14 protein-coding genes are annotated in these 16,590 nt (G+C 62.3%); 11 read left to right on the top strand and 3 right to left on the bottom strand.

Translation table 11 applies throughout. From position 1 onward, the window contains the following. Positions 1–20 precede the first annotated feature (20 nt). Entirely contained in the window at positions 21–2,231 is a 2,211-nt protein-coding gene (relA, locus tag GWQ27_RS09235; protein WP_021139204.1) for a GTP diphosphokinase, read from the bottom strand. A gap of 239 nt (positions 2,232–2,470) precedes the next feature. Continuing rightward, positions 2,471–3,793, bottom strand: a complete 1,323-nt coding sequence (gene rlmD / locus GWQ27_RS09240; protein WP_058406572.1) for a 23S rRNA (uracil(1939)-C(5))-methyltransferase RlmD — start codon at positions 3,791–3,793, stop codon at positions 2,471–2,473. Between the two features lie 153 nt (positions 3,794–3,946). Between rlmD and barA the strand changes: the two genes are divergently transcribed. The 3 genes from barA to GWQ27_RS09255 all read left to right on the top strand — a co-directional run bounded on the left by barA (position 3,947) and on the right by GWQ27_RS09255 (position 8,198). Beyond that, positions 3,947–6,658, top strand: coding sequence for a two-component sensor histidine kinase BarA (barA, locus tag GWQ27_RS09245; RefSeq protein WP_111589064.1), 2,712 nt, complete (start codon positions 3,947–3,949; stop codon positions 6,656–6,658). 130 nt (positions 6,659–6,788) lie between these two features. Then, complete coding sequence (locus GWQ27_RS09250; protein ID WP_005318863.1) at positions 6,789–7,268, top strand: DUF1456 family protein; 480 nt, start codon at positions 6,789–6,791, stop codon at positions 7,266–7,268. Between the two features lie 3 nt (positions 7,269–7,271). Further along, on the top strand, positions 7,272–8,198 hold the full coding sequence (locus GWQ27_RS09255) for an N-acetylmuramoyl-L-alanine amidase (protein WP_111589063.1): 927 nt from the start codon (positions 7,272–7,274) through the stop codon (positions 8,196–8,198). A 70-nt stretch (positions 8,199–8,268) separates the two neighbouring features. Here GWQ27_RS09255 and GWQ27_RS09260 read toward each other — a convergent pair whose 3' ends face one another. After that, positions 8,269–9,066: a DeoR family transcriptional regulator gene (locus GWQ27_RS09260; RefSeq protein WP_058395219.1), complete on the bottom strand. Its 798-nt coding sequence runs from the start codon at positions 9,064–9,066 to the stop codon at positions 8,269–8,271. Positions 9,067–9,338: 272 nt separating this feature from the next. Between GWQ27_RS09260 and kbaZ the strand changes: the two genes are divergently transcribed. Genes kbaZ through GWQ27_RS09300 form a run of 8 tightly spaced genes read left to right on the top strand, consistent with a single transcriptional unit; the run spans position 9,339 to position 16,495 of the window. Then, positions 9,339–10,652, top strand: coding sequence for a tagatose-bisphosphate aldolase subunit KbaZ (kbaZ, locus tag GWQ27_RS09265; protein ID WP_111589061.1), 1,314 nt, complete (start codon positions 9,339–9,341; stop codon positions 10,650–10,652). Between the two features lie 12 nt (positions 10,653–10,664). Beyond that, complete coding sequence (locus tag GWQ27_RS09270; protein ID WP_275907193.1) at positions 10,665–11,834, top strand: SIS domain-containing protein; 1,170 nt, start codon at positions 10,665–10,667, stop codon at positions 11,832–11,834. Further along, positions 11,834–12,307, top strand: a complete 474-nt coding sequence (agaV, locus tag GWQ27_RS09275; RefSeq protein ID WP_042872688.1) for a PTS N-acetylgalactosamine transporter subunit IIB — start codon at positions 11,834–11,836, stop codon at positions 12,305–12,307. The genes GWQ27_RS09270 and agaV overlap by 1 nt, the downstream gene beginning before the upstream one ends. A gap of 15 nt (positions 12,308–12,322) precedes the next feature. Continuing rightward, the gene (gene agaW, locus GWQ27_RS09280) at positions 12,323–13,099 is read left to right on the top strand and encodes a PTS N-acetylgalactosamine transporter subunit IIC (RefSeq protein ID WP_043142155.1); all 777 of its coding nucleotides are present in this window, start codon (positions 12,323–12,325) and stop codon (positions 13,097–13,099) included. Beyond that, positions 13,089–13,967: a PTS N-acetylgalactosamine transporter subunit IID gene (agaE, locus tag GWQ27_RS09285; RefSeq protein ID WP_111589059.1), complete on the top strand. Its 879-nt coding sequence runs from the start codon at positions 13,089–13,091 to the stop codon at positions 13,965–13,967. The genes agaW and agaE overlap by 11 nt, the downstream gene beginning before the upstream one ends. Before the next feature lie 48 nt (positions 13,968–14,015). After that, positions 14,016–14,450 carry a PTS galactosamine/N-acetylgalactosamine transporter subunit IIA gene (gene agaF / locus GWQ27_RS09290; RefSeq protein ID WP_275907194.1) on the top strand — a complete coding sequence of 145 codons (435 nt, stop codon included), beginning with the start codon at positions 14,016–14,018 and terminating at the stop codon, positions 14,448–14,450. Beyond that, on the top strand, positions 14,451–15,650 hold the full coding sequence (gene nagA, locus GWQ27_RS09295; RefSeq protein ID WP_275907195.1) for an N-acetylglucosamine-6-phosphate deacetylase: 1,200 nt from the start codon (positions 14,451–14,453) through the stop codon (positions 15,648–15,650). It abuts the gene before it with no gap. Then, the gene (locus tag GWQ27_RS09300; RefSeq protein ID WP_111589056.1) at positions 15,641–16,495 is read left to right on the top strand and encodes a tagatose bisphosphate family class II aldolase; all 855 of its coding nucleotides are present in this window, start codon (positions 15,641–15,643) and stop codon (positions 16,493–16,495) included. Before nagA ends, GWQ27_RS09300 begins: the two co-directional genes overlap by 10 nt. Positions 16,496–16,590 lie beyond the last annotated feature (95 nt).

Below are 16,590 nucleotides of genomic sequence, written 5' to 3' on the forward strand. Positions count from 1 at the left end.
CTGCTGCGGGCGGGTCACCATCAGAGGCGCTTGGCGCTGATCACGTCATTGAGCTGGCTCAACTTGGCCAAGGCCCGGTTGAAGGCGTTGATGTTGTAGATCTCCAGCTCCATGTCGATCTCGGCAGTCTGCTCGCGCACGTTGGAGCGCGAACGCACCCCCATCACGTTGATCTTCTCGTTGGCCAGCACTGTGGTGATGTCCCGCAGCAGACCCGAGCGATCATTGGAGAGGATACGGATGGTAAGACCATAGCCACCTGAGTAGTTCTCTCCCCACACCGCATCGATCAACCGCTCCGGGTTGCGGCGGGAGAGCTCCTTGAGCTGCTCGCAATCATCCCGGTGGATGGACACCCCCCGCCCCATGGTGATGAACCCCTGTATGGTGTCGCCCGGAATGGGCTGGCAGCAACGGGCTATGTGGGTCATCAGATTGCCGACCCCTTCCACCACTATGTGATCCTTGGGCTTGGGCCTGAACGGGGTATTGGCCTTCTGCTCCAGTTTTTCCAGCACCCGGCGATCTTCTTCCTCCGCCGTCGGCTTGTTGTAACGAGTGTCCAGGTAGTTGAGCAGTTGGTTGATGCGAATGTCACCGCTGCCAATGCCGGCCAACAGGTCTTCCAGCTCTTCGGCGTGGAAACGCTCCAGCACCACCTTGTCGACCTTGGAGAGGGTCAGGTTGTGTCTGTCCAGCTCTTTTTCCAGCAGTTCCTTGCCGGCGGCTATGTTCTTGTCCTTGTCCAGTTTCCTGAACCAGGTGGCCACCTTGGCCCGTGCCCGGCTGGAGCGCAGGAAGCCGGAGTTGGGGTTCATCCAGTCGCGGCTCGGGTTCGGCTCCTTCTGGGTGATCACCTCCACCTGATCGCCTGTCTGCAGCGCGTAGGTGAACGGCACTATGCGGCCGTCAATCTTGGCACCGATGCAGCGGTGGCCGATCATGCTGTGGACGTGATAGGCAAAATCGAGCGGGGTGGCGCCCGCCGGCAGGTCGATGACATCCCCTTTCGGGGTGAACACATAGACCCTGTCCTCGAATACCTGACTGCGCAGATCTTCGAGCAGGGATCCGCTCTCGGAGAGATCCTCCTGCCAGGCGAGCAGCTTGCGCAGCCACTCGATCTTGTCTTCAAAGTTGTTGGCTTTGTTGGCAGCCTGAGCCCCTTCCTTGTAACGCCAATGCGCGGCAACGCCGAGCTCGGCATCCTGATGCATCTGGTCGGTACGGATCTGGATCTCCACCGTCTTGCCCTCTGGCCCCACCACGACAGTGTGGATGGACTGGTAACCATTGGGTTTGGGGTTGGCGACATAGTCGTCAAACTCGCGGGGAATATGGTGGAAATGGGTATGAACGATACCGAGTGCCGCATAGCAATCCTGCAGCCGCTTGGTCACCACCCGCACGGCACGCACGTCAAACAGCTCATTGAACTCGAGGTGCTTCTTCTGCATCTTGCGCCAGATGCTGTAGATGTGTTTCGGGCGGCCATAGACTTCTGCCTCCACACCGGCCTCTTTGAGCCCGTCGCGCAGGGACTGCACAAACTCGCGGATGTAGCGCTCACGGTCGAGCCGCTTCTCGTCGAGCTGCTTGGCGATCTGCTTGTAAGTGTCCGGGTGCAGGTAACGGAAGGCGAGATCTTCCAGCTCCCATTTGAGCTGACCAATGCCAAGCCGGTTGGCAAGCGGGGCATAGATGTTGGTGATCTCCTGGGCCATCAGCACCCGGGTCTCTTCATCTGCCTTCTTCGCTTCCCGCAGACAGGCGATCCGCTCCGCCAGCTTGATGACAACGGCGCGCACATCCTCGACCATGGCAAGCAACATGCGGCGCACATTGTCGACCTGCTCCGGTGAGGTTTCGCTGCGGTGCAGAGTCTGCAGGGAGCGGATGGCCTCCATCTCCAGCACCCCTTCCACCAGCTTGGCGATCTTGGGGCCGAAGTCTTCGTCCATCCGCTCCTGGCTGATGAGGCCGGCTTCGACGAAGGGGTAGATGATGGCGGCCTTGAGAGTGCCGAGATCCATGCTGAGCATCAGCAGAATGCCCGCCATCTCGACACCACGCACCAGCAGACGGTTGGTGATCGCCTCGTCACCGAGCGTCAGACAGTACTGATAGACGGTTCGCAGTTGATCCTTGTCACTGTCACTCAGGTTGAGCGAGCTGACCCACTCTTCCAGGGTGAAGTTGTCTTTCAAATGAATATCGCGAACCGCAACCATGGTATCAATCCTTTAAATTATTGGGCCGAAAGCTGCCGCTTCCTCCCCCTCACCTTATGAGACTGCCTCAAATGGAGATATCTGGAGAACTTTTCAAGGCATATTGTCAATAAAGACAATAGAGTTCTCCAACAGGCCCTGCCGATTTACGAGGGTCTAGATTACCTCAATCATTACTGCTCAAACAGCGCAATGGCGTCCAGATGGCCGCAGCGACGGAACATCCGGACATCCTCTGCTTAGCCCCGCTCAAACAGCGCCATTGACTCGAGATGCCCCGTGTGCGGGAACATGTCGAGCATCCCCAGGCGCACCAGTCGGTAGCCCCCTTTCACCAGCACCTGACTGTCACGGGCCAGGGTGACCGGGTTACAGGAAACGTAGACCACTCGCTTGGGTGAAAGTTTCACGACGTGACCCATCACCTCCAGCGCACCGGGGCGGGCCGGATCCAGCAGCACCAGATCGAATCCTTCCCGCGCCCAGGACATGCCGACTATGTCACCGCTCAAGTCCGCCTTGTAGAAACGGGCGTTGTCGATGCCGTTGCGACGGGCGTTCTCCTCGGCGCGGGCCACCATGGCCAGATCCCCTTCCACTCCCACCACTTCACGGGCCTGACGGGCCAGTGGCAGAGTGAAGTTGCCGATGCCGCAGAACAGATCCAGTACCTTGTCATCCTTGCTCGCCCCAAGCCACGCGAGCGCCTGGGCCACCATGCTCTGGTTGATGGGGCCATTGACCTGAATGAAGTCACCGGGAGCGAATGCAAGAGACAGGCCATCCAGTGAGTAGGATGGCTGGAATACTTGGTGCAGTGGCTCGATGCGTTCATCAGCGGCCTGCAGATAGAGGTCTATCCCCTGCGACTTCGCAAACGCCACCAGCAGGGCGCGATCCGCCTCGTTGGGACGACCGGTGTGACGCAGCAGCATCATGATCCCCTGCTCTGCCTGGATAAGCTCCGCATGGCCCAGTTCACGCTGGCTCTTGAGGCGATTGAGGCACTCGCGCAGCGGTGCTATGAGGGCAGAGAGCGGCTCGGCCAGCACGGGGCAACCCTCAATCTCCACCAGATCGTTGGACTGACGGCGACGAAAACCGACCCGGGTACAGCGGCCATTCTTGTCAAACTTGATGGCCAGCCGGCAGACCCGGCGGTAGGCGCGAGACTCCCCTGTCAGCACGGGCTCCAGCACTGGCGCCTTGATCTGCCCCAGTCGTTCGAACAGGCTGACCAGCCCGGCCTCTTTGGCAGCCTGCTGATCCGCTTCACCGAGGTGCTGGGCATTGCAGCCGCCGCACTCGCGGTAGTGGTTGCAGAAGGGGGCGATGCGATTGGCCGCCGGGGTCACTACCTGTTGCAAGGCGGCGTGAGCATACTGCTTCTTGTCGTCGAGGATGCGGGCCTTGACCTGCTCGCCGGGCAGAGCCCCTTCGATGAAGATCGCCTTGCCCTGATGACGGCCGATACCGACGCAGTGGTGATCCAGACTGTCTACCGTAAATTCAATACGTTGGGGCTGGGTGGATTTCTTTTGGGGCTTGAAAAACTGGGCCATAAAACTTGGTGCCTATAGGTGGCTATGTCATGATTGTGGAATCTGCAGCAGGCTATTGTCCCACAAGAATAATAGTATGACCAAATCCGGCCTGCGGGCCCGCCCACTGTCGTTGACCCTATTGCCAACCCGGATGATCGGGGGACTATCCGCATGACCAAGTACGGCCTTCGAGCCCGTGTACTGGCCTTTACCATATTGCCGACCCTGATCATTGGCGGCCTGATGGCAGGTTATTTTACTTTCCACCGCTACCAGCAGCTGGAAAACAACCTGATCGATCAGGGCATCAACATCATAGAGCCCCTGGCCATCGCCAGTGAGTACGGCATGACCCAGCACAGTCGCGAGTCGCTCAAGCGGCTGATTGGCCTGACCCACCGCAAAAACTCGCCGCTCATCAAGTCCATCGCCGTCTTCACCCAGGACAACCAGCTGTTCGTGACGTCCAACTATCACAGGGACTTCACCCGACTGCGGCTGCCCGATGGCAGCCAGATCCCTGAGCTGACCAGCGTCACCCTGTACGGTGACGACATCATATTGCGCACCCCGATCCAGGCCGAAACCAGCATGGATGGCTTCCCGCTGCCCAGCGATGTGGAGCCGCCGATGATCGGCTACATCTCCATGCAGATGACCACGGACAGGGCCATGATACTGCAGTATCGCGACACCTTCTTCGCGGTGATCATGGTGCTCATCGGCATCGCCTTCAGTACCCTGTTTGGCTTCAGGCTGGTCAAAAGCGTGACCCAGCCCATCACCGATATGGTACAGGCGGTGCACAAGATCAGGGAGGGGCGGCTCGACACCCGGGTCAGCGGTCAGCTCACCGGCGAGCTGGACATGCTGAAAAACGGCATCAACGCCATGGCCAAGGCGCTCTCGGAATATCACGAGGAGATGCAGCAGAATATCGATCAGGCCACCTCGGATCTGCGGGAAACACTTGAACAGATAGAGATCCAGAACGTCGAACTCGACATGGCCAAGAAGCGGGCGCAGGAGGCTGCGCGGGTCAAATCCGAGTTCCTGGCCAACATGTCCCACGAGCTGCGCACCCCGCTCAATGGCGTCATCGGCTTCACCCGCCAGCTGCTCAAGACGGCGCTGACTCCGAGCCAGACCGACTATATGCAGACCATAGAGAAGTCGGCCCGCAACCTGCTAGGCATCATCAACGACATCCTCGACTTCTCCAAGCTGGAGGCAGGCAAGCTTCAGCTGGAGCATATCCCGTTCAGCCTGCGCGACACCCTCAACGAGACCATGCATCTGCTCGGCCCCAGTGCTCACGACAAGCAGCTCGAACTCTCCCTGCAGGTAGATGCCGAGGTGCCGGACTATCTCACTGGCGATCCCATGCGCCTGCAGCAGGTGCTGACCAACCTCGCCGGCAACGCCATCAAGTTCACCGAGCGTGGCAACGTGGATGTCCACATAGAGCAGACCGGCGGCAGCAACGGCAACAAGGTGCGGCTCAACGTGCTGATCCGCGATACCGGTATCGGCATCTCGGAAGAGCAGCAGCGCCAGTTGTTCCAGGCCTTCAATCAGGCCGACTCCTCCATCTCGCGCCGTTATGGCGGCACGGGCCTGGGTCTGGTCATCACCCAGAAGCTGGTACAGCAGATGGGAGGCCAGATCCGTTTTGAATCCGAGCTGGGCAAGGGGTCCATCTTCTCCTTCAGCCTGGATATGGACGTATCTCCCCTGCCCCAGACCGAGAAGCTGCCGCTGGATCGCATTCAGGGCAAGCGGGTCTGGCTGCTGGAGCCGGATCCCTTCAGCCACTCTTCCCTGTGTGCCCTGCTGGCCGAATGGCAGCTGGATGTGCAATCTCTCGCCATCGACACCATCTGGCCCGAGATGAGCAATCAGGACATGGTGATCATCGGCAGCAGCACACTGCATACACCGCAACAGGTGATCGCCCGCCTCGATGCGCTGGACGGCCAGCAGAACACCATAGTGTTGCTCAGCAGCCACGAGCCATCGCTCTATGAGGCCATGCTGGCCCACGGTGCCCAGCACTGTCTCTCCAAGCCCACCAACCACCGCAAGCTGCTGCACGCCCTGCTCTCCCCCGAGGCGACCAAGAGCGCGCCGCTGCCCACCCCCTCCCCACGCAGCGTGCAGGCGATCAAGGTGCTGGCGGTGGACGACAATGCGGCCAATCTCAAGCTGATCGCCGCCATGCTCAAGGAGATGGTGAGCCAGGTGGTGGTATGCAAGAACGGCAAGGAGGCGGTCAGACTGGCCCAGAGTCAACCGTTCGACATCATTTTCATGGATATACAGATGCCGATCATGGATGGCATCAGTGCTACCCAGGCGATCCGCAGCCAGTCCCTCAACACTGAGACGCCCATAGTGGCGGTCACTGCCCACGCCATTCCCGGCGAGCGGGAACGCCTGATCCGCCAGGGGATGGATGACTATCTGGCCAAGCCCATCGACGAGAGCATGCTGGCCCAACTGATCACCGACTTTGCCCACCGTCGCCACCAGAACCACGGAGATCAGCAGATCGACTGGTCCCTGGCGGTGCGTCAGGCCGCCGGCAAGCTGGATCTCGCCAAAGAGATGCTGACCATGCTGATGGCCAGTTTCGACGAGGTGGACCCGGTTCTGGAGGCAGCGTTCGCCGGTCAGGTGGAGGATACCGAGGTGCTGGCACAGCTGCATCGCCTCAATGGCGGCTGTGCCTATTCCGGGGTGCCCGGCCTGCAACGATTGCTCTCCCAGCTGGAGCAACAGCTGCGCGACGGGGTACCGGTCAGCGAGCTGGAGCCCGAGTTGCTGGAGTTGCAGGATGCGATGGAACAGGTGCGTCGGGAGGCGCCCCTTTACCTCGCCTGAATGCCGAGGATGCAGCGTGGCGCCGGTTGGCAGCCGCTATCAGCCTCCGTTAATGAACAGAGTTGGCCCTGCTTTTTCTGACGCGGGGCGCGCCAGATGATAAAGTTGCGCCGTTTCTACAGGAGTCAACATGACCAACAACGATATTCTGCGCCGTCTGCGCTACGCCCTCACCATCAGCAACGACCAGATGGTCGAGATGTTTGCCAAAGGCAATCTGACGGTCACTCACGCCCAGTTGCACAGCTGGCTGATGAAAGAGGCGGCTGAAGGGGAAGAGCAGGAAGCGGGCTATGTCGCCTGTCCCGATGCAGCCCTTAGCCAGTTCCTCGACGGCTTCATCATAGCGCGCCGAGGTGTGCGGGAAGATGCCCCGGCCCAGGTGATCCCAAACCGGATCAACAACAACATGATACTGCGCAAGCTGCGCATCGGCCTGAACTACAAAGAAGAGGATATGCTCGGTACCCTCAAGCTCGCCGACTTCAACCTCTCCAAGTCCGAACTGAGTGCCCTGTTCCGCTCCAAGGATCACAAGCACTATCAGGATTGCGGGGATCAGATCCTGCGCAACTTCCTCATCGGCCTCACCGCCAAGTACCGCGCCTGAGTCATGGGCCAGCGTATCTGCTCACTGTCAGCCCGTGTCCCGCTGGCCAGTGGGCTGCGCTGGCCGTCGCGCCTTACCGATCCGGGCTCGAACAGGGCCATATGGGTGCGGTTATGGTCACTCTGCCTCATACTGCTGCTGAGCGCCTGCCAGCCTGCCCCCTATCAGCTCTCTTCCCGTTACCCCAGTGCCAGCCAGAATGAACGCATCGCTTTCCTGATCCTGCACTACACGGACGAGGACGACGCCCACTCACTGCGCCTGCTGACCGAACCGGCCCATCAGGTGAGCGCTCACTACCTGATCCCCCGCGACACCGACCAGACACCGCTGCCCGTCTACCAACTGGTGCCCGACAGCCAGCGCGCCTGGCATGCGGGCCGCAGTCGCTGGCACCAGTATGCGGGGCTCAACGCCAGCTCTCTTGGCATCGAAATCGTCAACCTGGGCTATCCGCCGGAAGATGCGCTGCTACCCGCCCACCAGCGGCGCTGGCAGCCCTACACCCAGGCACAGATCGCCGCCATCGGCGCCCTTACCCAGAAGCTGGTGCAACGCTACCGGATTCCGCCAACCCAGGTGCTGGCGCACAGCGATGTCGCCCCCGAACGCAAGCAGGATCCCGGCCCCCACTTCCCCTGGCGCGAGCTCGCCCTGCACTACGGGGTCGGCGCCTGGCCTGATGAAGCCAGGGTCACAGCACTGCGCCAGCAGCCAGCAGCCGCCTGGAATGCCCTCACCTGGCAACAGCAACTCGCCCGTTACGGTTATGGGATCGCCCCCAGCGGTACCTGGGATGAGCAGAGCCGCGCCGCCCTGCGCGCCTTCCAGCTCCATTTCCGCCCGGCCCTGGTCAGCGGCGAGCCCGACGAGCAGAGCCAGGCCATCCTCACCGCCCTGCTGGAACGTTACTTCCCCGAGCCTGGCTGAGCCTGTCTCCTGACAACGAAAGAGGGATGCCATGGCATCCCTCTTTCTCACTCCCTTTTCACTGCCTAGATCAGGCTGGCACCAGCAACACCTCTATCCCCGTCTGACGCAACCCCGCCAGCGTCTCGGCCGCAATGGCATCATCGGTGATCAGGGTGTGGATGCGCTGGGTATCGATGATCTTGTGCAGGCTCAACCGACCAAACTTGCTGGAATCGGTCACCACTATGATCCGCTCGGCTACCTTGCACATACAGCGGTTGAGACGTGCCTCATCTTCATGATGGGTACTGACGCCACGCTCCAGATCGATGCCATCGACCCCGAGAAACAGCAGGTCAAAGTGGTAGTTCTGCAAGGATTGATCCGCCTGGGCACCATAGAAGGAGAGGGACTTGCGACGCAGGTGCCCCCCCGTCATCAGCAGCTCTACCCCTTCCGCCTCCAGCAGTGCATCCGCCACGTTCATGCCGTTGGTCATCACCACTATCTCCTGGTGCTCGCGCAGGTGACGCGCCACCTCCAGCGTGGTGGTTCCCGAGTCAAGAATGAGACGACTTCCCGCCTGTACCAGACTCGCCGCCATGGCGCCAATACGCTGCTTGACCGGTGTGTTGAGCACGCTCTTGTCGGCGATAGTGCGCTCGGGCACTGCCTGATTCGGCTCACACAAGAGGGCCCCACCATAGGCGCGTACCGCTATCCCCTGTTTCTCCAGAAACGCCAGATCATTACGGATCGTGACGGTGGATACCTGATAGTGACTGGCCAGCTCGTTGACCTGAACACTGCCATTGCTGCGCAGTTGCTGAATGATGCGTTCCCGCCGCTCGCTGGTGCCAAGCACACTTTTTTCGGTTGTTTGCATAATCTCTCTGCCGGAGTGCTGTGGTGAAATCAGGACTTTCACTTCGTTACGTTTAGCTATTAACGCCCAGCCTTTATGCCAAATCAAGCTTTCATTGGTTTAAAAGTCCTCATTTAGACTCTTCCGAAACATCAAAAACATTTCGATTCATTTCTTTTTGTGATCTTGCTCAAGGTGTGAGCACGCTTTTGTTTCGTTTAAGGGGCTGCACGCCTAGGGTAAAGAAAGACATCGAAAGATTCATTCTGTATTCAGCCATGAGGGAGAGGGAAATGAAATCAATGCTGGCACTGATCGCGCAACACAAGCAGGGGGTACCGGTCGGGATTTACGCCGTCTGCTCCGCCCACCCGCTGGTGCTGGAGGCCGCCCTGAGGCTGGCGGCACAGGGAGAGGATCTGCTGCTGGTCGAGGCCACCTCCAATCAGGTGGATCAATTCGGCGGCTATACCGGCATGACGCCGGTGGATTTTCGCGACCGACTGCACCGGCTCGCCGCCGAGTGCAATTTTCCCCTGCAGCGACTGGTATTGGGAGGCGATCACCTGGGCCCCAACCGCTGGCAGGGGGAGCCGGCCGAGCAGGCCATGGAACACGCCGAGGTGCTGATCGCCAGCTATGTCGCCGCCGGCTTCAAGAAGATCCACCTCGATTGCAGCATGTCCTGCCTGGGGGATCCGGTTCCCCTTCCCGATGAGCTGGTCGCCGAGCGGGCCGCCCGACTGGCCCTGATCGCCGAGCAGACCTGCCAGGCCGAATTTGGCTGCTGCGATCTGGTCTATGTGATAGGCACGGAGGTGCCTGTGCCTGGCGGCGCCCATGAGACGCTGGCCGAGCTGGCCGTGACCACACCGGAAGCCGCCCGCCATACCTTGAGTACCCACCAGCAGGCCTTTGCCAGGGTCGGACTCGAGGCCATCTGGCCCAGGGTGATCGGCCTGGTGGTGCAACCCGGTGTGGAGTTCGACCACACCCATGTCATCGATTATCAATCCGACAAGGCCGCCCCCCTCAGCCGGATGATCGAAGCCTACCCCCATCTGGTGTTCGAGGCACACTCCACCGACTACCAGACCCCGCAAGCCTACTGCCAGCTGGTGCGCGACCACTTCGCCATCCTCAAGGTCGGCCCGGCCCTCACCTTCGCCCTGCGGGAGGCGCTGTTCTCCCTTGCCGCCATCGAGGAGGAGCTGGTGGTCGCCCGCGCCTGCTCGGGCCTGCGCCAGGTACTGGAAGAGACAATGCTGGATCGCCCCGACTTCTGGCGCAGCCACTATCAGGGTAATGCCAACGAGTGCCGGCTGGCCCGCGGTTACAGCTATTCCGACCGCATTCGCTACTACTGGCCCGACAGCCGGGTCGACGACTGCTACGCCCGGCTGCTTGCCAACCTGGCCGCCGAGCCCATTCCCCTGCCCCTGCTCAGCCAGCACCTGCCGCTGCAATACCGCAAGGTACGCCAGGGTACGCTGTCGGCCAGAGCCCACGACCTCATTCTCGATCAGGTGCAGGAGGTGCTGCGCCAATACGCCCAGGCCTGTGGCACCACCCCCGCCAGTCATTCCCGGCTCACCCCGGTTGCATAAGGAGTTGTAGAGATGATCCTTGGTTATCCAGAAGAGACACTGCGCTCGGCCAACGGCCTGGCCACCGCCCGCGAAATCCGGCAACAACCCGCCGCCTGGCGGGAGACACTCACCATGGTGGAGGAGTGCCGCGCCACCATAGAGCGCTTCCTGCTGCCCCTGCTGTCCCGGAGCAACCTGCGGGTGATCCTGACCGGCGCCGGCACCTCCGCCTTTGCCGGCCGGGCCCTGGCGCCCTACCTCTGCGGCAGGCTCAACGGCCGCTTCGAGGCGATCGCCACCACAGATATCGTCACCAACCCGGACGTATACCTGGCGCAGGATTGCCCGACTCTGCTCATCTCCTTCGCCCGCTCCGGCAACAGCCCGGAGAGCGTGGCAGCCGTCGAGCTGGCCAGCCAGCTGCTGAGCGAGTGCCACCACCTGGTACTCACCTGCAACGGCGAAGGGGAGCTCTACCGGCGCTGCCAGAAGGATGCCCGCTCCCTGGCGCTGCTGATGCCGCCCCAGACCCACGACCGCAGCTTCGCCATGACCAGCAGCCTGACCAGCATGATGCTGAGCTGCCTGGCTGTGTTCCTGCCGCGCCAGTTCAATCCCGCCGTCAGCCAGCCGCTCATCGCCCTGGGGGAAGCCATTCTGCTCCAGGCCGAACTGAGCGTGCCCGAGTGGAATCAACCGCTGCCAGAGCGGGTCATCTATCTTGGCAGCGGCAGCCTGCAGGGGGTGGCCCAGGAGGCCGCGCTCAAGCTGCTCGAGCTCACCTCGGGTCAGCTGATGGCCATGTATGACTCCCCCACCGGCTTTCGCCACGGGCCGAAATCCGCCATCAACGGCCAGACCCTGATAGTGCTGATGATCTCCAACGATCCCTACACTCGCCAGTACGACCTGGATCTGCTCACCGAGCTTCGCCAGGACGGCCACGCCGCCCGGGTTGTCGCCCTGGCCGATCGGCCCGATCCGCTCATTGCAGCCGGCGAGCACATCTATCTGCCCACCCCCCTCAACGGCGACGATGCCGAACTGGCGTTCTGCTACCTGCTCTACGCCCAGTACTACGCCTTCCACACAGCGCTGGCGCTGGGCATCACCCCGGACAACCCCTGCCCGAGCGGCCGGGTCAACCGGGTCGTGCAGGGCGTCAACATCTATCCGTTCAACCAGCAAGGAGGCGTCTGATGCCAAACATAGTGCTGAGCCGTATCGACGAGCGGCTGATCCACGGTCAGGTCGGGGTGCAATGGGTCGGGTTTGCCGGCGCCAACCTGGTGCTGGTGGCCAATGACGAGGTGGCGGAAGACCCCATACAGCAGAACCTGATGGAGATGGTGCTGGCGGAGGGGATAGCGGTGCGCTTCTGGCCGCTGCAGAAGGTGATCGACAACATAGGCAAGGCCGCCGATCGCCAGAAGATATTGCTGGTGTGCAAGAACCCGACGGATTTTCGCACCCTGGTCGCGGGGGGCGTGCCCATCCCCCGCATCAACGTCGGCAACATGCACTACGCCGACGGCAAACGTCAGATCCACAAGACGGTATCCGTGGATGAGACGGACATAGCGGCGTTTCGCGCCCTGCAGGACGCCCACGTCGAGTGCTTTGTCCAGGGCGTGCCGACCGAACCGGCACAGGACATTTTCAACCTGATCTGATTAAGGACAATTGTGATGGAAATCAGTTTATTGCAAGGACTCTTGCTGGGCATTCTGGCGTTCTTCGCCGGACTTGACCTGTTCAACGGCCTGACTCACTTCCACAGGCCCGTGGTACTGGGTCCGCTGGTGGGCCTGATCCTCGGCGACCTACCCACCGGCATACTGGTGGGCGGCACCCTGGAGCTGGTCTGGATGGGGCTGGCGCCGCTGGCGGGGGCGCAACCGCCCAACGTCATCATAGGCACCATAGTCGGTGCCACCTTCGCCATCACCACAGGGGTCAAGCCGGATGTGGCGGTCGGGGTCGCAGTCCCCTTCGCGGTCGCGGTCCAGATGGGGATCACCTTCCTCTTCTCAGTGATGTCCGGGGTCATGTCCCGCTGTGACCGTATGGCGGAGGCAGGCGATACCCGTGGCATAGAACGGGTCAACTACCTTGCCCTGCTGGCGCTCGGCACCTTCTACTTCCTGTGCGCCTTCCTGCCCACCTACTTCGGGGCAGAACACGCCAAGACCGCCATCGACGTGCTGCCCGCCCGCCTCATCGACGGCCTCGGGGTCGCTGGCGGCATCATGCCCGCCATCGGCTTCGCCGTGCTGCTCAAGATCATGATGAAGAATGTCTACATCCCCTACTTCATCCTCGGCTTCGTCGCTGCCGCCTGGCTCAAGCTGCCGGTGCTGGCCATAGCCGCGGCCGCTCTGGCCATGGCCCTGATCGACTTCATGCGCAAGGACCCGGCGCCGCAAGCCCGCCCCACCCAGGAGGAAACTGAAGATGGTATCTAACAACACAGCCCGGCAGATCGCCCCGGCGGCCGAGCAACAACCGACCCGCGCCATCTCCGACGACGTCTACGAAGATCAGCAACTGGGGGCCGAGCTGACCCACCAGGACATCAATCGCTTTGCCTGGCGCTCCCTGCTGTTGCAGGCCTCCTTCAACTACGAGCGGATGCAGGCTTCCGGCTGGCTCTACGGCCTGCTGCCGGCGCTGCAGAAGATCCACTCCAACCCGAAGGATCTCTCCCGGGCCATGAAGGGACACATGGGCTTCTTCAACACCCACCCTTTCCTGGTCACTTTCGTGATGGGCATAGTGCTGGCGATGGAGCGCTCCAAGCAGAACGTCAACAGCATACAGAGCACCAAGATAGCGGTCGGCGCACCGCTGGGCGGGATCGGGGATGCCATGTTCTGGCTCACCCTGCTGCCCATCTGCGGCGGGATCGGTGCCGATCTGGCGCTGCAGGGCTCCATCATGGGCGCCGTGTTCTTCTTCCTGCTGTTCAATGTGGTGCACTTCGGCCTGCGCTTCGGGCTGGCGCACTACGCCTACCGCATGGGGGTCGCCGCCATTCCGCTCATCAAGGCCAACACCCGCAAGGTGGGGCATGCCGCCTCCATCGTCGGCATGACGGTGATCGGCGCCCTGGTCGCCACCTATGTGCGGCTCGGCACCACCCTGGAGATCACCGCCGGTGATGCGGTGGTAAAACTGCAGGCGGACGTGCTCGACAAGCTGATGCCGGCCTTCCTGCCGCTGCTCTACACCCTGGCCATGTATGCGCTGATCCGCCGCGGCTGGAGTCCGCTGCGCCTCATCGTCATCACGGTCGTGCTCGGTATCGTCGGCAAGTTTGCAGGCTTCCTCTAATCCGGTGCCGGCGACAGGCCGGCACCCTTTGCAGTAAAGGAACACCTTATGTTGGGCATCATCATTTGCGGTCATGGCGGCTTTGCCAGCGGCATGGAGCAGGCCATGGTCCAGATCCTCGGTGAGCAGGAGGCGGTCGTCGCCATCGACTTTCCCGAGTCCTCCACCACGGCCCTGCTGCAGAGCCAGTGCGAGGCAGCGCTGGCCCGGGTCGACCGTGGCGACGGCGTGGTCTTTCTGACCGATCTGCTGGGCGGCACCCCGTTTCGGGTCGCCTCTACCCTGGCGCTGCGCCAGCCAGACCGGGAAGTCGTGACCGGCACCAATCTGCAGCTGCTGCTGGAGATGACGATGGATCGCGGCGAGCTGACCCCGTCCCAGTTTCGCGAGCAGGCCCTGTGCTGCGGCCATCGCGGCCTCACCAGCCTGGTGGATGAACTGGCGCGCGAGCGGGCCGAATCACGGGTCGAGGAGGGTATCTAGATGGCAACACGGATCCGGGCCCGTCGCCTGCTGACCGAGCAGGGTTGGTTGGAGCATCAAGCGCTTACCCATGAAGGTGGCATCATCACCGCCATCGCCCCTATCCCGGCAGACGATCCGGTGCGGGAGGTCGAGTTGCTGGTGCCCGCCTTCATCGATGGCCACGTTCACGGCGGGGCCGGCGTCGATGTGATGGACGAGGAGGCCAGCGTGCTGGCCCGGCTTTCTCTCGCCAAGGCGGCGGAAGGGGTCGGTGCCTTCCTCGCCACCACGGTGACCGCACCGCTACCCGCCATAGCACGCGCCCTGAATCGGGTCGCCGATGCCATGGAGATCGGTATGCCGGGCGCCCAGCTGCTCGGCAGCTACCTGGAGGGGCCCTACTTCACCCCCGACAACAAGGGCGCCCACGATCCGGCCCTGTTCCGGGAACTCGACCTGGCGGAGCTGGCACAGTTGCAGCGTCAGGCGCGTGGCACCCTGAAGGTTGTCGCCCTCGCCCCCGAGAAGGCCAACGCCCTGGCGGCCATCTGCCACCTCAAGGCGGCCGGCATCCGGGTCATGCTGGGTCACTCCGCCGCCGACCACGACACAACACAGGCGGCACTGACGGCCGGTGCGACCGGCCTGGTGCACTGTTTCAACGGCATGCGCGGACTGCACCACAGGGAACCCGGCATGGTGGGGGCCGGTCTGGTGCATCCCACCGCCTGGCTGGAGCTCATCGCCGACGGCCATCATGTGCATCCTACCGTACTAAAGCTGTGCCACCGCTGCGCCGGGGATCGCCTGCTGCTCATCACGGATGCCATGCGCGCCGCCGGCATGCCCGACGGCCACTACCTGCTCGGTGACTACCGGGTGGAGATGAAGGACGGAGTGGTGCGTACCGCCACCGGCAGCCTGGCGGGCAGTACCCTCACCCTGCTCGGGGCCGTGCGCAACATGGTGCATCTGGCCGGGGTGCCCCTTGCAGAAGCGATCCAGATGGCATCGCTGGCTCCCGCTCGCATGCTCGGCATTGACGACCAGCTCGGCTCGCTGGCCGTCGGCAAGCGGGCCAACCTGCTCGCCCTCACACCGGCCCTCTACCAGCAACATATCTGGGTCGCCGGCAGGGAGATAACTCCCGCCAGCGCCCCCGCCTCTTTCTCTGAACCCGACGCCACTCAAGGCGCCAAGGAGTCCTCATGTATCTGATCTCGTCCCACGAAATGCTCAAGGATGCCCAGCGCCGCGGCTACGCGGTACCGGCCTTCAACATCCACAACCTGGAAACCGTCGAGGTGGTGGCCCGCACCGCCGCCCAGCTGAGATCCCCCGTCATCCTGGCCGCCACCCCGGGCACCTATCGCCATGCGGGGGTCGAATATCTGGTCTCCATCTGCGCCTCGGCAGCCCACCAGTACCGCATACCGCTGGTGCTGCACCTGGACCACCACGAGGATGAACAGGATATCCACTTCAAGGTCGAATCCGGCATTCACTCAGCCATGATCGACGCCTCCCACCTGCCGTTCGAGGAGAACGTCGCCAAGGTGCAGCGGGTCGTCACCTTCTGCCACCGCATGGGGGCGAGCGTGGAGGCCGAGCTGGGCCAGCTCGGCGGGCAGGAGGATGACCTGATAGTGGACTCCGCCAACGCCCATCTGACCGATCCGGACAAGGCGGCCGAGTTCGTGGCGCGCACCAGCATCGACTCCCTCGCCGTGGCCATCGGCACGGCCCACGGCCTCTACAAGGAAGAGCCACGTCTCGACTTTGATCGCCTCGCCGCCATCCGGGACAGGGTCTCCATTCCGCTGGTGCTGCACGGTGCCTCCGGCATTCCCGACCGGGACGTTCGCCGCTGCATCGCGCTCGGGGTATGCAAGGTCAACGTGGCCACCGAACTGAAGATCGCCTTCGCCGACGCCATGAAGGCCTTCCTCGCCGCCCACCCGGATGCCAGCGATCCCCGCCAATATCTGGTGCCCGCCATGGCCGCCATGGAGGAGGTGGTCGCAGCTAAGATCCGCATGTGCATGAGCGACGGCAAGCTGTAACCGGTCAGCGGGCTCGCCAGCCAGGTGAGCCCGCACCACATCCCGCAAATCCGCCAGCATCAGGAGGACGCCAAGCCCCATCACCCCAGTCACAC

This window comes from Aeromonas sp. 5HA1 (assembly GCF_029237245.1).
GTDB lineage: Bacteria > Pseudomonadota > Gammaproteobacteria > Enterobacterales > Aeromonadaceae > Aeromonas > Aeromonas salmonicida.

Coding starts and splice junctions, on each gene's coding strand:
- kbaZ (WP_111589061.1), top strand. CDS start 9,339: ATGAAATCAATGCTGGCACTGATCGCGCAACACAAGCAGGGGGTACCG.
- GWQ27_RS09250 (WP_005318863.1), top strand. CDS start 6,789: ATGACCAACAACGATATTCTGCGCCGTCTGCGCTACGCCCTCACCATC.
- relA (WP_021139204.1), bottom strand. CDS start 2,231: ATGGTTGCGGTTCGCGATATTCATTTGAAAGACAACTTCACCCTGGAA.
- GWQ27_RS09300 (WP_111589056.1), top strand. CDS start 15,641: ATGTATCTGATCTCGTCCCACGAAATGCTCAAGGATGCCCAGCGCCGC.
- barA (WP_111589064.1), top strand. CDS start 3,947: ATGACCAAGTACGGCCTTCGAGCCCGTGTACTGGCCTTTACCATATTG.
- agaW (WP_043142155.1), top strand. CDS start 12,323: ATGGAAATCAGTTTATTGCAAGGACTCTTGCTGGGCATTCTGGCGTTC.
- agaE (WP_111589059.1), top strand. CDS start 13,089: ATGGTATCTAACAACACAGCCCGGCAGATCGCCCCGGCGGCCGAGCAA.
- GWQ27_RS09270 (WP_275907193.1), top strand. CDS start 10,665: ATGATCCTTGGTTATCCAGAAGAGACACTGCGCTCGGCCAACGGCCTG.
- nagA (WP_275907195.1), top strand. CDS start 14,451: ATGGCAACACGGATCCGGGCCCGTCGCCTGCTGACCGAGCAGGGTTGG.
- GWQ27_RS09255 (WP_111589063.1), top strand. CDS start 7,272: ATGGGCCAGCGTATCTGCTCACTGTCAGCCCGTGTCCCGCTGGCCAGT.
- GWQ27_RS09260 (WP_058395219.1), bottom strand. CDS start 9,066: ATGCAAACAACCGAAAAAAGTGTGCTTGGCACCAGCGAGCGGCGGGAA.
- agaV (WP_042872688.1), top strand. CDS start 11,834: ATGCCAAACATAGTGCTGAGCCGTATCGACGAGCGGCTGATCCACGGT.
- rlmD (WP_058406572.1), bottom strand. CDS start 3,793: ATGGCCCAGTTTTTCAAGCCCCAAAAGAAATCCACCCAGCCCCAACGT.
- agaF (WP_275907194.1), top strand. CDS start 14,016: ATGTTGGGCATCATCATTTGCGGTCATGGCGGCTTTGCCAGCGGCATG.